Raw genomic sequence first — 14659 nt, 5'->3', positions numbered from 1 at the left:
GCCGTGGAAGTCGGTGATGGACAACAGCTGGACGTCCACGGGATCTTCACGCGGCTGGGCCTGTGCCATGCCCGGCTGGGCCGCGACGAGTGCCGTCAGGGCAAGGCACGCTGCCGTTGCGATCCTGCGGCGGAGGGGGGTGCGCACATGTTCTCCTCTGTTGGGGGTTGCGTCAGCCTGTCGGGGATGCGCTCGTGTCAGAGGTCGCGTCAGCCTGTCGGGAAGGCGCTCGTCAGCTCAGTGGCGGGAGCGGCTGCCAGGTCAGCTGGGCGTCGTAACGTCGGTGGTCGGAGAGCAGACCGGAGGAACTGTCGCCAGGGGTGCGGTACATGGTCGTCGCCTGGCCCGTGGGGGTGTGCCAGTACTCGGTCTGGTACACGACGTGGTCGAGTTTCACGGGGGTGTGGTCGAGCCGGCAGGAGACGTCGACCGGCGGCAGGGCGTCCGTGGGAACGCCGGGGACGCTGCAGAAGGTCCACGGGTCGGTGGCCGCCCCCGCCTCCCGGTAGTGGAACTTCAGGGGAACCGTCCCGGGCGGCTGGAAGTCGGAGAATCCGAAGTAGCGGCGGCCGGGGGTGACCTGGGCGGCACGCTGCTGGACCTCCGGGTAGGAGGTGAAGGCGACCTCGTCCAGCCGCTGGTTCAGATCCCCCGCGACCAGCAGGGGCGCGTAGCGCCCGTTGGCGTCCGGGATCATCATGTTCTCCTCGAGCCGGGCGCGGATCACGCTCGCCTGGCAGTGCCGGATGTCCTCCCCCGGCCAGGTCGCGGTCTTCGGCAGGCAGAACGAGCTCCAGCCGCCCACCATCCTGGCCGGGTCCACGACTCCGCCGACGGGATCCAGATGCGTGACGCAGACCTGGGAGTACTGGTTGCGCGCCGGTGAGGCTTCGACCGGCAGCCAGGTCTTGACGCAGAGCATCTTGTACTCGGCGCCGTCGCCGCGGACGAAACCCGGCAGGTCCCACAGCTTCCGGTCGCTCGCGTTCAGGCGGGTCAGGATGGCCGAACCGACCGCCAGGTGGCAGGTGCCCGCGGCGTAGCAGGGTTCACTCGTCCCCTTGAGGCCCAGGCAGCGGGTGTACTTCAGGCTGTCGGCCTCGGCGTGGAAGTCCCACCCGGTTATCTGCCAGCCGTTGCCGTCGGCGGGTTTCAACATGTTCCGCAGGGCTTCGTACTGGTCGCGGCAGATCTCGTTGAGTGTGATCACATCGGGCCGGACCTGCCGCGCGGTGGTGGCGATCGCGTTGACGGCAGGGGTCTTCGTGCCCTTCCACCACTCTCCGCCGGCCAGGTTGAACTGCATGATCTTCGGTCTGACGGCCACGGCGGCCTGAGCCGGTGCGGGTTGTACGGCCAGCACCGATAAGAGGGAAATAACAATGAATGTGATGAATTGGGGGGTTTTTGACATCACACATCGCCCTTGGGGGAGGAGGGGGACCGATGATCAGGATTTGCCGCCGGTGTTGGCGATGCCTTCGATGACCTGTTTCTGCAGGATCGCGAAGATGACGATCACCGGGGCGGTGGCCATCAGCGAACCCGCCATGAGCGCGGGGTACTCGATGTTGTGCTGACCGCTGAGCGCCGCCAGGCCTGCGGAGAGGGTCATCATCTCGGGGTCGGTGTTGACGATGAGCGGCCACATGAGGTCGTTCCACGACCACAGCAGGGTGAGCACGGCGAGCGCGATCAGCCCCGGCCTGCTCAGCGGCAGCAGGATGCGCCAGTACCTCTGAAGCGGCCCACACCCGTCCAGCTCGGCCGCCTCGTCCAGCTCCCGGGGCAGGCCGACGAAGAATTGGCGGAGCAGGAATGTGCCGAAGGCACTGAACATGCCCGGCACGATCAGAGCCTGGATCGTGTTGAGCCAGCCCAGCTGCTGCATGATGAGGAACTGGGGGATGACGAACAGCTGCGACGGCACCATCAGCACCACGAGGAACAGCCCGAAGAAGAACCGGCGTCCGGGAAACTCCAGCCGGGCGAAGGCGAAGGCCGCCAGCGAGCAGAAGATCAGCTGGGCGATGGTGCGCCCGCCCGCCATCAGCACGGTGTTGACGAACTGGCGGCCGAGCGGCATCACCTCGAAGACACGGGCGTAGCCTGACCAGTCCCACGGGGACGGCAGCACCACCGGCGGGATGCGGACCGAGTCCTGGAAGGACTTGACCGAGGTCAGGGCCTGCCAGACGAAGGGGCCGACGACGAGGAGCGCACCCACGAGGAGGACGGCGTAGGAGGCGGCCAGCGCCCACCGGCGGCTATACATAGTGCACCCACCTGCGCTGGATCCGGAACTGCACCGCGGTCAGCAGCGCGATCACGACGAAGAGCACGAAGGCGATGGCCGCGCCGTACCCCGGGTCGTTCCGCACGAAGGACGTGGAGTAGAAGAGATGCACGATCGTCTGGGTGGCCGGCAGCGCCGGGCTGCCCGCCGGCATCATCAGATAGACCAGGTCGAACATCTGCAGCGTGCCGATCACCGAGATGACCGAGACGAAGAAGATGGTCGGGCTGAGCATCGGCACGGTGATGGAGACGAACTGGCGGACCGGGCCGGCCCCGTCGATGGCGGAGGCCTCGTAGAGTTGTTTCGGCACGTTCTGCAGCCCGGCCATCAGGATCACGAGGTTGTAGCCGAAGGCCATCCACACACCGATCGCGGCGAGTGCGTAGATCGCGGTGCGGGGATCGGACACCCACGAGGGGCCGTCGACGCCGACCAGGGCCAGTAGCTGGTTCAGCACGCCGAAGTCGCCGTTGTACAGATACTGCCAGAGCATCGCGACCGCGCTCGGCATGGTGACCACCGGCAGGAAGTACACCGTGCGGAAGATCCCGCGGCCGCGCAGCCGGCGCTGGTTCAGCAGCGCCGCGAACACGACGGCGACGGGGACGCCCAGGAGCACCAGAGCGGTGTAGGCGATGCTGTTGCCCAGGGCGGTCCAGACCTCCTCGTCCGCGAGGAGGCGTTCGTAGTTGGCCAGGCCCGTCCACTCGCTGCCGCCGAACGGCCCCCACTCGGTGAACCCGAAGTAGAACGTCTGCGCGATGGGCCACAGGTAGAAGACCGCGAGCCCCAGCCCCAGAGGGGCGATCATGAGCAGACCCCAGAGGGCTTCGCTGCGGCGGCGTCCGCTGAACGCGCGCCACCCCGAGGGGCCCTCCGAGCCGGGAGCAGGGCCCTCCAGGCTCGGAGCGGCCTCGGCGGAAGCGTGCGCCGTCATCGACGAGGTCACTTTTCCTGGGCGAGCGAGGCGTTCATCTTCGCCGCGAGGTCCTTGGCAGCCTCCTCGATGCCGACCTCACCGGTCCAGGCCTTGGACAGGTACTTCGGCTCCTCGTCCATCCATCCGGCGGTGTTCTTGGAGCTGGGATAGGGGACGGAGACCGCGAGCTGGTCGATGAAGACCTTCAGGTGGAACTGCGGAGCCGAGTCGATCCACGCCTGCTGGGTTCCGGCGTAGGCGGGGATGACCGCACCGGAGCGGCCGATGATGTCGGCGGCGTCCTTGGAGCCGAGGAAGCGGACGAACTTCCATGCGGCGTCCGCGTGCTCCGACTTGGCGAACACCACGTTGGCGCCGCCGTGGGTGACGACCGCCCGTTTCCTGCCGGCGGGCAGCGGGGCCACGTCGATCGTGTCCTTGGTGGCGGTGTTCTTGTTGAATCGGGTCGCGTACCAGCTGCCCGAGTAGTACATCGCGACCTTGCCCGACTCGAACATCTCGACCGGCTTGCTGTCGGTCATCTGCTGCTGCGTGGGGGACAGGCCGTCCTTGATGAGGTCGGTCCAGAACTTCAGCCCCTCGATGGTGGCGGGCTGGTCGTAGCCGGACGTGGTGCCGTCCGGGGAGAGGGCGTAGCCGCCGGCCTGGGCGATGGTGTTGTAGAAGGTGGCCTGGTTGTTGAGCTCCGCCGCGATCCCCTGGACGCTCTTGTCCGCCTTCGTCAGTTTCTTCGCCGCGGCCCGCAGGTCGTCCCAGGTCCACGACTCGTCCGGGTATTTCAGGCCGGCCGCGTCGAACAGCTTCTTGTTGTACCAGAGGCCGATCGTGTCGAAGTCCTTGGGAAGGCCGTAGGACTTGCCCTCATAGGTGTAGAGGTCCACCAGAGACTTCGGGAAGACCGACATGTCCACCTTTTCGGCGGCGATCCTGTCCGCCAGCGGGAGCAGCATGCCGTTGGAGGCGTAGAGCTTGAAGTTGGGGCCGTTCATCCAGAAGACATCGGGCGCCGCGCCGCCGGTCGCCGCGGCCTTGAGCTTGGCCCAGTACTCGTCCCAGCCCGTGACCTGGATCTTGACCTTGACATCGGGGTTGCGCTTGCTGAACTCGGCCGCCGCCTGCTCCAGGGCCGGTTGCTGCTCAAGGTCCCAGATGCCGTAGGAGATCTCGACGGGGCCGCCACCGTCCGTGTCGCCGCCACCACAACCGCTGAGCATGGTGGTGGCGACCACTGCGCCGGTGATCAGGCACGACAGACGTCGGGCCATGGGAACCTCCAGGGGGGTGCACGCAAGTATCCGCCACGAGGCGGCAATGCCATACTTTCGATGGTCTACATCGCAAGTATGGAGATGACGGTCTTCACGTCAATAGGTCCGCACAAATACGTCCTTTAAGAGCACGTACATCGGCCTCCCGCATCCCGTGGCCGAGAAGGTACGGCAGCGCGCCGCCGTACCGGCTGTCCAGGTGCTCCAGCGTGGCCAGCATCGTCTCCGGCCGGGTCTGCTCGAAGTGCGCGCGGGCCGTGTCGTCCGCGTCCTCCTCAAGCCCGAGATGGGCCGCGGTGAGCGCGTAGTCCTCGGCGACGAGCGCGCGGGACACCCCGGCGACCCTGAGGGCGAGGGCCGTGACGAGGCCCGTGCGATCACGTCCGGAGTGGCAGTGAACGACCACCCCGCCCGGCGGGGCCTGGGCGACTGCCGCCACGGCCGAGGTGACGTACGCGGCGAAGTCGTCGAGGATCACCCGGTAGATCTCGGCGAGGTCGGCGCCCATGCCGGCGAGGAGGATGTCCCGCGGGCCGAGCACCGACACGTTGCGGTACACGGGAGAACGGGCGAACGGGCTGGGCAGCCGCTCGCACTCGGCGGGCAGACGCAGGTCGATCACCCGGCTGACGCCGTAGGCCAGCAGCGCCCGCCGGCCCTCCGCCGTGAGTCGTTCGTGGCCCTCCGACCGGATCAGCGCGCGGTCCCGGATTCCCGGCAGGTCTCCGAGGTCACGGGCGTTGCGGCAGCCGGGCCACGGCAGCGGCCGCCTCACGTGACCGCCCTCGGCGCGCTGAGCGCGAGCAGGGGGTCGTCGGCCGAGAGCAGGAGCCGGTTCACGTGGTCGATGGCCAGGCAGGCGGCTCCCAGCACCACCGAGTCCTCACCGAGGCTCGACAGCCGGATCTCGGGCATGCGCAGGCACGACGGCTCCAGTGCCCGGCGCAGCGGCTGGAGCAGCACGTCACCCGAGCGGGAGAAACCACCGCCCAGGACGACCAGTTCGGGGTCCAGGGTGAGGATCAGGGCCGCCGCCCCGATCGCGAGGTCGGCCACATATCGCCCGACCGCGTCGAGGGCCGCGGGATCGCCCGCGCGTGCCGCCTCGAACACCAGGCCCGCGACCTGGTCCGGCGGATGCCCCGCGAACCCGGGACATCGTTCGAGGTGTTCCGCCATGTGGATCCAGCGCACCGCGTCCAGCAGCCCGACCTCGCCCGACGCGCCGCTGAAGCCCCGGTGGAGTTTGCCGTCGACGATCATCGCCGCGCCGGGCCTGCGCCCCGCGTGCAGGTAGACGAGGTCGCGTACCTCGCGCGCCACGCCGAGCCGCTGCTCGGCGAGGGCGGCGAGCTTGCTGTCGTTGGCGACGAGCACCGGCTGCCCGAACGTCCTGCCCAGATGCCCGGGGAGGTCCACCCCCGCCCAGTCGGGGATCGCGTAGACCGTGGTCACCCGGCCCTCCAGATCCACCACGCCGACGGTGCCGGCCGTGATCGCCCAGATGTCCGCCACCGGCACGTTCGACATGGCCAGGCACGCCGCTATGGCCCGGTCCACGGCGTCCAGCCGTTCCTGTCTGGGCGTCTCCGCCCCCACGGCCGTGCGCCCGCCGGCGATCACCTCGCCGTTCAGGTCCGTGATGGCCGCGCGCACCTTGTCGACGCCGATGTCCAGACCGAGCACGTATCCGGCGTCCGAACGGAACCGGTACCTGCGCGCCGGCCGGCCCATGGCACCGGAGGCGGGGGGCACCTCCGCCACCCACCCCCGGTCCATCAGGTCCGCCATCACCTCGTTGATCGAGGCCCGGGACAGGCCGGTGCGCCGCGCGAGCTCGGCGAGCGTGAGCGGCGGCGAACCGCGTAACGCGTGCAGGCTGGCGAGCGAATTCAACTGGCGCAACCTCTGGAGGTCACCCCCGACACCTTCCATGGCATCCCCTCTTGACTCTTTCGTCGTGCCGCGACTAATGATGTACTCCATTATTAATCACCTGGCTTGCCGGAGATACGAGATTAATGACTGTGAGTCTTGCCGTGCTCGGCGCGGGGATGCGGGGATTCATCTACGCCAGGGAAGCGGTGCGGACCGGACGCGGACGGATCGTGGCCGTCGCCGAGCCCGACCGGGGGCGCAGGGAGAGGTTCGCCGCCGAGTTCGGCCTCTCCCCCGCCGGAACCTTCCATGACTGGGCGGAGATGGCCGCAGCCGGCAAGGTCGCCGACGCCGTCGTGATCGCGACCCAGGACCACCTGCACGTCGACCCCGCGGTGGCCTTCGCCGAGCTGGGCTACCACATCCTGCTGGAGAAACCGATGGCGCCGGTGGAAGCCGACGCCCGGCGGATCGTCGCGGCGGTCCAACGCCATTCGGTCATCCTCGCCGTAGGACATGTCCTGCGCTACACGCCCTACACCCTGGCGCTGAAGGCCGTGATCGACCAGGGCAGGCTCGGCGACCTGGCGAGTGTCCAGCATCTCGAACCGGTCGGCTGGTGGCACCAGGCGCATTCGTTCGTGCGCGGGAACTGGCGGCGGGCCGACACCTCGGGACCCATGCTGCTGACCAAGTCCTGTCATGACATCGACTGGCTGCTGCACGTGATCGGCCTGCGGCCGGTCCGGGTGTCCTCCTTCGGCGGCCTGCTCCACTTCCGGCCGGAGAACCGCCCGGCCGGCGCGGGCGAGCGGTGCACCGGCTGTGCCGTCGAGGCCGACTGCCCCTACTCGGCCACCCGCTTCTACCTGGGCTGCCTGGGCGATCCGAAGACCGAGTTCTGGCCCCTCGGCGCCGTCACCGCCGAGCCGACGGCCGAGGCCGTCCTCCACGCGCTGGAGACCGGTCCCTACGGCCGGTGCGTCTACGACTGCGACAACGACGTGGTGGATCAGCAGGTGGTGTCGATGGAGTTCGAGGGCGGAGTCACCGCGTCGTTCACCATGACCGCGTTCACCCCGCTGGAGCACCGCAGAACCCGGCTGTTCGGCACGCACGGCTATCTCGAGGGAGACGGCATGACACTGCGGATCGTGGACTTCCGCACGGGCGAGGAGGAGCTGATCGACACGCGGAGCGGGGCGGGGGCGTCGGCGGCGGACGGCCACGGAGGAGGAGACGCGGGCCTGACGGCGGCCTTCCTCGACGCCGTGGCCGCGGGAGACCAGAGACTGCTCGGATGTGACCCGCATGAGGCACTCGCGGGCCATCTGCTCGTCTGGGCGGCGGAGCGCGCCCGCGAGACCGGGACGGTGCAGGCCCTGTGAACTCCGCGTCCGACTTCGAGAACCCGGCCGGGAATCCGGTGGGCGGCGCCGACACCGTGATCCCCCGGCCGACCCTGATCACCCCGGCCGAAGGCTGTTTCGTCCTCGGCCATGACACCGCCATCGCCTCCGACCCGGCATTCGAGCATGTGGGCCACTGGCTGCGAGGCGCGCTCGGTCCGGCGACGCGGCTCGCGCTGCCGTCCGGTCCACCCGGTCCCGGAACGATCCAGCTCGTCCACGCGGCGGATCTGGCCGGAGACGCCTACCGCCTCCAGGTCACCTCCGCCACCGTCCGGATCGAGGCGGGCGATCCCGCGGGGGCCTTCTACGGCGCGCAGACCCTGCGCCAGATGCTCCCCGCCGACGCCTTCCGCGCCGGAGCGGTCGGGCGCGGCCCGTGGTCCGTGCCCGCCGTGACCGTCGAGGACACGCCCCGCTTCGCCTGGCGCGGGGTGCTGATCGACGTCGCGAGGAGGTTCCTCCCCAAGAATGATCTGCTGCGCTACATCGACCTGCTGGCGACGCACAAGCTGAACGTGTTGCACCTGCACCTCACCGACGACCAGGGCTGGCGGCTGGAGATCAAGCGCTTCCCCCGGCTCACCGAGGTCGGCGCGTGGCGCCGCGAGTCGACCGTGGGCGCAGTGGTCCACGGGCAGTACGACGGGCGGCCGCACGGCGGTTACTACACCCAGGACGACATCCGGGAGATCGTCGCCTACGCCGCCGACCGGTTCATCACGGTGGTGCCCGAGATCGACCTGCCCGGTCACACCCAGGCCGCCATCGCCGCCTACCCCGAACTCGGCAACCTCGACGAGCCCCTGCCCGTCGGCACCACCTGGGGTGTGGTGGAGAACGTCCTCAACATCGAGGACCGCACCATCGCCTTCTTCAAGGCGGTCTTCGACGAGGTGCTGGAGCTCTTCCCCGGCGACTACGTCTGCGTGGGCGGAGACGAGGTCCCGAAGGCGCAGTGGCGCGACAGTCCGGCGGCGAAGGGGCGGATGCGCGAACTCGGGCTGCGGGACGAGGACGAGCTGCAGAGCTGGTTCGTCCACCAGTTCACCGAGTATCTCATCGCCCGCGGGCGCAAGCCGTACGCCTGGGACGAGATCCTGGAAGGCGGCCTGCCGCGCGGCACGACCGTGGCGTCGTGGCGGGGAACCTTCGGGGCCGTCACCGCCGCCAGGCTCGGGCACGACGTGGTGACCTGCCCGTTCACCGATCTCTACCTCGACTTCCGGCAGTCCGGCGATCCGGCGGAGCCGGTGCCCATCGGCAACGTCATCAGCCTTGAGGCCGTCTACGGGTTCGAGCCCGTGCCGCCTGAACTCACCGGGGAGGAGTCACGGCGCGTCCTCGGCGCCCAGGCGAACATCTGGACCGAGCACATCGACTCCCCACGGCATCTCGACTACATGGCCTTCCCGCGACTGGCGGCCTTCGCCGAGGTCGTGTGGGGGCCACGACGGCGCGACTTCACCGACTTCCGCAGGCGCCTGCGTTCCCACGAGCGCCGGCTGGAGGCGCTCGGCGTGGAGTTCAGGCCCGAGCACGGGCCTCACCCGTGGCAGACCCGGCCCGACGCGGCCGGTCTGCCTCATGACCACGCGGAGGTCGACGCGCAGGTCCGGCGGTGGACCGCGAACATCGTCGCCCACTACGGCCGGCCGGAGGTCTGACCGGCCGGCGGCTCCGCGGCCTCCTTTTCGGTATCGCCAGGCGGCCGATTACTCTGTTACCGCCTGGTGTACCAGCACGAGATCGCGCGAGAGCAGGGAAAACACAGTGAAGCTTCTCCACTCCGGGAAGGTCCGCGACGTATACGAGGACCGGGGGGACATCATCCTCGTGGCCTCCGACCGCGTGTCGGTCTACGACGTGATCCTGCCCACGCCCATCCCCGACAAGGGGAAGATCCTCACGCAGCTCTCCCTGTGGTGGTTCGAGCAGCTCGCCGACATCGTGCCCAACCACGTCATCTCCGCCACCGACGTGCCCGCCGAGTTCGAGGGCCGCGCCGTACGGTGCCGGAAGCTGAGGATGGTGCCGGTCGAGTGCATCGCGCGCGGTTACCTGACCGGCGGCGGGCTTGTGGAGTACGGGACACAGGGGTCGGTCTCGGGTGTGCCGCTGCCGCCCGGCCTGGTGGACGGCGACAGGCTCCCCGAGCCGATCTTCACCCCGACCACCAAGGCCCCGCTCGGCCAGCACGACGAGTCCATCGCCTTCGACCAGGTGGTCGCGCAGGAGGGCGCCGAGGTCGCCGCGGAGCTGCGCCGGATCACGCTCGCGGTCTACGGGCGCGGCGCGGAGCTGGCGCGCGAGCGCGGCGTCATCATCGCCGACACCAAGATCGAGCTGGGCTGGGCCGCCGACGGCACGCTCGTGCTCGGCGACGAGGTGCTGACCTCCGACTCCTCGCGGTTCTGGCCCGCCGACCGGTGGGAGCCCGGCCACCCGCAGTTCTCCTTCGACAAGCAGTACGTCCGCGACTGGGCGACCGGCACGGGCTGGGACAAGAAGGAGCCCGCGCCGGAGGTGCCCGCCGAGGTCGTGGAGGCCACCCGGGCCCGCTACGTCGAGGCGTACGAGCGCATCACCGGCAAGACCTGGTAGACCTCCCGTCCGGGCCGGAGACCCCGCGTGGGGCCGGCTCCCGCCCGGCGTGGGTGCCGGCCCCGCGCGTGACGGGCTCCGGGACGCCGGCGCGCCGGTCCGCCGCGACGGGCTCCGGGATGCCGGGCCGCGACGGGCTCCGGGACGTCAGTGCGCCAGTCTCCGCTCGGCCGCGGCGCCCACGACGGACCGCTCGGCGGAGACCGGGTGGGCGCCGAAGTCGGCCACGATGCAGGTGATGTTGTCGGGACCGCCGCCCCGGTTCGCCAGGTCGATGAGCCAGCGCGCCGCCTCGGCCGGGTCGTCGATCTCGGTCAGCGTGTTGAAGAGGGTCTCCGGACCGACCACGCCGGTCAGGCCGTCGGAGCAGAGCAGGTAGCGGTCGTCGGGCTGGGCCTCGCGCAGCGACAGGTCCAGCTCACCGTCACCGGTGCCCTCCAGGACCCGAAGCACCATGGACCGGCGCGGGTGCTCGGCGGCCTGCTCCGGGGTGATCCGGCCCTCGTCCACCAGCGACTGGACCAGGGTGTGGTCGTGGGTGATCTGGTAGAGGGCGCCGTCGCGCAGCATGTAGGCGCGGGAGTCGCCGACGTGGGCGAGGGCGAAGGTGGCGCCGTCCCAGAGCATGGCGGTCAGGGTGGTGCCCATCCCCCGCAGCGTGGGGTCCTGCTCGCTCATGTCGTGCAGGGTGTGGTTGACGTCTCTGGCCGCGTCCTTCAGCGCGGCGGCCAGGTCGACACCGCTGTCGGGAAGACGCTCGTCCAGCGCCACCATGGCTGTCACGGCGAGTGAGCTGGCGACCTCTCCACCCGCGTGGCCGCCCATGCCGTCGGCTATGGCGAGCAGGCGCGCGCTCGCGTAGCCCGAGTCCTCGTTCGCCTCACGGCGGACGCCTACGTCGGAGCGGGCCGCGTAGCGCAGTGCCAATCCTTCGTTCAGTGCCATGAAGGCAGTAAAGCATTGGTTGAAGCACTTCACAAGCAAAGGTGTTGTAGACCGTTGCGGCACAGTCAACTACTGTGGCCCAGTATGGAGGAGAGCCAGGACATCACGGTGAACGCGGGCGACATCGCCCGGCTCGCCTCCGTCGGCCGTGCCGCGGTGAGCAACTGGCGCCGCCGCCACGACGACTTTCCCCAGCCCGTGGGCGGTACGGCCTCCAGCCCGCTGTTCTCCCTGCCCGAGATCGCCGCATGGTTGCGTCGCAACGGCAAATCTTTCGAGGTCTCCCTCGGCGACCTGGTCTGGCAGCGGCTGCGGACCTCGGCCGACGACCTGCGCCTGGGCGACCTGGTGGGCCGGGTCGGCGCGTTCCTGCTGTTCTTGCAACGGGAGCCGGCGGCGTGGCGGGAGCACGGCACACAGTCTCTCACCGGCCTGGCCGCCGCGACGACAGATCTTCCCGGCCACCCCGATCTGCGGCTGGACGACCTCGCGCTCGTCAGGCTGGTGGCCGAACTGGCCGCCGAACGGGGACCGCTGGAGACCTTCGAGTTCCTCTGCGAGCGCTACGTCGAGGCCCACTCCCGCCAGCTCTCGGTCACCCGGGACGACGTGGCCGCGCTGATGTCCCGCCTGGCCGACCCGGACGGGGGGACCGTCCTGGACCCGGCCTGCGGCGTCGGGACCCTCCTGCTGCACACCGGCTCCCCGCTCGGCCAGGAGATCAACGAGACGAACGCGCTGCTCGCCGCCGTCCGGCTGCTGCTGCGCGGGGCCGGGGCGCGGATCGTCGCCGGCGACTCGCTGCGCGAGGACGGCCTGGCCGGCGAGCTCGCCGACGCCGTGGTCTGCGACCCCCCCTTCAACGAGCGCGCGTGGGGCTACGAGGAGCTGACCGGCGACCCCCGCTGGGAGTACGGCCTGCCGCCGCGTGGGGAGTCCGAGCTCGCCTGGGTGCAGCACTGCCTGGCCCATGTCCGGCCGGGCGGCCTGGTGGCGATCCTGATGCCGGCCGCGGCGGCCGGGCGCCGCCCCGGCAAGCGGATCCGGGGCAACCTGCTGCGCACCGGGGCGCTGCGGGCCGTGGTGACGCTCGGCCCCGGCGGTCCCGACCTGTGGATGCTGCGCCGCCCCGACGGCGGGCGGCCCCCCTCCCAGCTGCTGATGATGGACGCGGGTGAGGACCTGTCGGCCGTGGAGGCCGCCTGGCGGGCCTACACACGGGACCCGGAGGCCGAGCTGTCCGGCGACTGCCGTACGGTGCGGATCATCGACCTGCTCGACGACGAGGTGGACCTCAGCCCGGCCCGGCACCGCCCGCAGCAGGGCGGCCCCGACTTCCTGCGGGACTTCACCGGCACCCTCGACCGCTTCCGTGACATCACGGCCACGCTGCCGGAGGGGCCCCCGGCCCTTGAGCTGCTCGCCGAACGGCAGGACCTGCCGACCACCACCGTCGGCGAGCTGGCCAAGGCGGGCCTGATCTCCATCCTGCAGGCCCCGGCCAAGATGTCGGCCGAGGAGGGACCGCTCCCGGTCCTGACCGCCGACGACACCGCCCTGGGCGCGTCTCCCTCCGGATGGACCACCCTCGACCCCGCCCTGGTCATGGTCAGGCCCGGTGACGTCGTGACCACCGCCCTGGGCGCGGTCCGGGTGATCACGCGGAGCGGCGCGGCGCTCGGCCCGCAGCTCACCCTCTACCGGGTGGACCCGCAGCGGCTCGACCCCGACTTCCTCGCCGGTTTCCTGCGCTCGGCCGACGCCACCCGCGTCCACTCCAGCTCCAGCCGCCTCGACGTGCGGCGGGCGCGGGTGCCGATGCTGCCCCTCGCCGACCAGCGGAAGTACGGCACGGCCTTCCGTGAGCTGTTCGCGTTGGAAGACCGGGTGCGCGAGACGACGGCGCTGGGGGAAACGCTGATCCGGCTAGGCTTTGACGGACTGGTCGACGGCCACCTCCGGCCGTGCGACCAAGGGGTGTGATCCCCGCGACGTCCACGGGAGGGTCGGATGGTCATCGGCGACCGATACGTGCTCGAGCCCAGGGCGGCATGGGCGCCGTCTACGGCGGCCACGACAAGCACCTCGACCGCAGGGTGGCCGTCAAGTTCCTGCGGCTGCTGACCGGCCCCGACGAGGAGCTGAACCGGCGTTTCCTCCGTGAGGCCCGCATCCTGGCGAAGCTGGAGCACCCCGGCGCGCCGGTCCTCTACGACTTCGGCACCTTCGACCACCGGCTCTTCCAGGTGATGCAGTTCATCGACGGCGTCACCGTGGCCGACCTGCTCAGCGAGCACGGCCCCCTCCCGGTCCCCTGGGCGGCCGCGATCGCCGCCCAGGCCTGCGCCGTGCTGTCGGCCGCCCACGCGCTGTCCATCTACCACCGCGACCTCAAGCCGACCAACCTGATGCTCTGCCCCGACGGCAGCGTCAAGGTCCTCGACTTCGGCCTCGCCATGCTCCGCGAGACCGACTCCACCCGCTTCACCCGGGTCGGCCAGATCCTCGGCACCCCGGCCTACATGGCTCCCGAGCAGATCCAGCGCGGCCTCGTCGATCCCCGCAGCGACCTCTACGCCCTCGGCTGCGTCATCCACGAGATGCTCACGGGCCGGCAGCTGTTCACCGGGCCCACCGAATACGCCGTCTACGAGCGCCAGGTGAAGGAACGGCCGCCCGCCGTCCCGGGCGTCCCGGCCGAGCTGAACCGGCTGATCGAGGACCTCCTGGAGAAGGACCCCGACCGGCGCCCCGCCGGGGCCGAGATCCTCTACGAACGACTGCAGCCCTTCGCCGTCGACCTGCCCATGCTCCCCGGCTTCCTCAACCCTCCGTCGGTCCCCAGCCCCGGCCGGATGTACGCCCGGGTCGTCGGCCGCGTCCTCGCCTGAGCCTGCCCCGGGTCACCCAATGCCGGCCCAGCCCGCGAGCCGGGGAGTGAGCGTACGCGCGCTGCCGAACCACCGGCCACCGGCCACCGCCCAGCGGCCGTGCCTGCCGAGCAGGTCAGACACGGGTGACCGGCCGCCTGCAGACGTATGTCATCCCCGGTGGCAGGTTCCGCCAGACCGGCCCGGTGGTCAGCACCTCATCGAAGGCCGACCGCAGCCGCCGTCGCAGGGCCCTGGCCCCCGCGAGCGGTACGGCGTGCAGATAGGTCACGGTCGTGAACGCCCCCGCCGGGGCGAGCACCCGGCCGATCTCACGGAGGATCCGTTCCTGCCGCTCGCCGGGGAACAGCGACCACGGCAGCGTGCTGACCACCGCGTCCGCCCGCTCCACCCCGGCCTCGCTCAGGAGCGCACCGAGGTCGGCG

Annotated in this window: 12 protein-coding genes and 1 pseudogene; 5 read left to right on the top strand and 8 right to left on the bottom strand. The window is 70.4% G+C overall.

Annotation, left to right across the window (positions count from 1 at the left end):
- Nucleotides 1-232: 232 nt before the first annotated feature.
- The 6 genes from ACWDS7_RS38155 to ACWDS7_RS38130 form a co-directional block, all read right to left on the bottom strand.
- Nucleotides 233-1363: an endonuclease/exonuclease/phosphatase family protein gene (locus tag ACWDS7_RS38155; RefSeq protein WP_451933223.1), complete on the bottom strand. Its 1131-nt coding sequence runs from the start codon at nt 1361-1363 to the stop codon at nt 233-235.
- Nucleotides 1364-1450: 87 nt separating this feature from the next.
- Entirely contained in the window at nt 1451-2275 is an 825-nt protein-coding gene (locus tag ACWDS7_RS38150; protein ID WP_306858629.1) for a carbohydrate ABC transporter permease, read from the bottom strand.
- Entirely contained in the window at nt 2268-3110 is an 843-nt protein-coding gene (locus ACWDS7_RS38145) for a carbohydrate ABC transporter permease (RefSeq protein ID WP_451933222.1), read from the bottom strand. The genes ACWDS7_RS38150 and ACWDS7_RS38145 overlap by 8 nt, the downstream gene beginning before the upstream one ends.
- A gap of 134 nt (nt 3111-3244) precedes the next feature.
- On the bottom strand, nt 3245-4504 hold the full coding sequence (locus tag ACWDS7_RS38140) for an ABC transporter substrate-binding protein (RefSeq protein ID WP_451933221.1): 1260 nt from the start codon (nt 4502-4504) through the stop codon (nt 3245-3247).
- Nucleotides 4505-4598: 94 nt separating this feature from the next.
- Nucleotides 4599-5282: a tyrosine-protein phosphatase gene (locus ACWDS7_RS38135; RefSeq protein ID WP_451933220.1), complete on the bottom strand. Its 684-nt coding sequence runs from the start codon at nt 5280-5282 to the stop codon at nt 4599-4601.
- Nucleotides 5279-6403, bottom strand: a complete 1125-nt coding sequence (locus ACWDS7_RS38130; protein ID WP_451933219.1) for an ROK family protein — start codon at nt 6401-6403, stop codon at nt 5279-5281. The genes ACWDS7_RS38135 and ACWDS7_RS38130 overlap by 4 nt, the downstream gene beginning before the upstream one ends.
- A 125-nt stretch (nt 6404-6528) precedes the next feature.
- Here ACWDS7_RS38130 and ACWDS7_RS38125 point away from each other — a divergent pair, with 125 nt between their 5' ends.
- The 3 genes from ACWDS7_RS38125 to ACWDS7_RS38115 are packed head-to-tail and all read left to right on the top strand — an operon-like array spanning nt 6529 to nt 10398.
- Nucleotides 6529-7773 (top strand): Gfo/Idh/MocA family protein, encoded by a 1245-nt coding sequence (locus ACWDS7_RS38125; protein ID WP_451933218.1) that lies wholly within the window; start codon nt 6529-6531, stop codon nt 7771-7773.
- Nucleotides 7770-9461 (top strand): beta-N-acetylhexosaminidase, encoded by a 1692-nt coding sequence (locus ACWDS7_RS38120; RefSeq protein ID WP_451933217.1) that lies wholly within the window; start codon nt 7770-7772, stop codon nt 9459-9461. The genes ACWDS7_RS38125 and ACWDS7_RS38120 overlap by 4 nt, the downstream gene beginning before the upstream one ends.
- Nucleotides 9382-10398, top strand: coding sequence for a phosphoribosylaminoimidazolesuccinocarboxamide synthase (locus ACWDS7_RS38115; protein ID WP_451933216.1), 1017 nt, complete (start codon nt 9382-9384; stop codon nt 10396-10398). The genes ACWDS7_RS38120 and ACWDS7_RS38115 overlap by 80 nt, the downstream gene beginning before the upstream one ends.
- Nucleotides 10399-10545: 147 nt before the next feature.
- Here the strand turns inward: ACWDS7_RS38115 and ACWDS7_RS38110 are convergent, their stop codons facing one another.
- Nucleotides 10546-11343 (bottom strand): PP2C family protein-serine/threonine phosphatase, encoded by a 798-nt coding sequence (locus tag ACWDS7_RS38110; RefSeq protein WP_451933215.1) that lies wholly within the window; start codon nt 11341-11343, stop codon nt 10546-10548.
- A gap of 84 nt (nt 11344-11427) precedes the next feature.
- Here ACWDS7_RS38110 and ACWDS7_RS38105 point away from each other — a divergent pair, with 84 nt between their 5' ends.
- Together ACWDS7_RS38105 and ACWDS7_RS38100 are read left to right on the top strand one after the other, a co-directional pair.
- Nucleotides 11428-13326, top strand: coding sequence for an N-6 DNA methylase (locus tag ACWDS7_RS38105; RefSeq protein ID WP_306858638.1), 1899 nt, complete (start codon nt 11428-11430; stop codon nt 13324-13326).
- A 68-nt stretch (nt 13327-13394) separates the two neighbouring features.
- On the top strand, nt 13395-14234 hold the full coding sequence (locus ACWDS7_RS38100) for a serine/threonine-protein kinase (protein WP_451933214.1): 840 nt from the start codon (nt 13395-13397) through the stop codon (nt 14232-14234).
- Between the two features lie 115 nt (nt 14235-14349).
- On the opposite strand, the pseudogene ACWDS7_RS38095 reads toward ACWDS7_RS38100, so the two are convergent.
- A pseudogene (locus ACWDS7_RS38095) lies at nt 14350-14659 on the bottom strand (SAM-dependent methyltransferase); the annotation flags it as partial.

Source organism: Streptosporangium sp. NPDC003464 (assembly GCF_053588315.1).
Note: the sequence above shows the minus strand (reverse complement) of the source record. Positions and strands in the feature narration are given on the sequence as shown.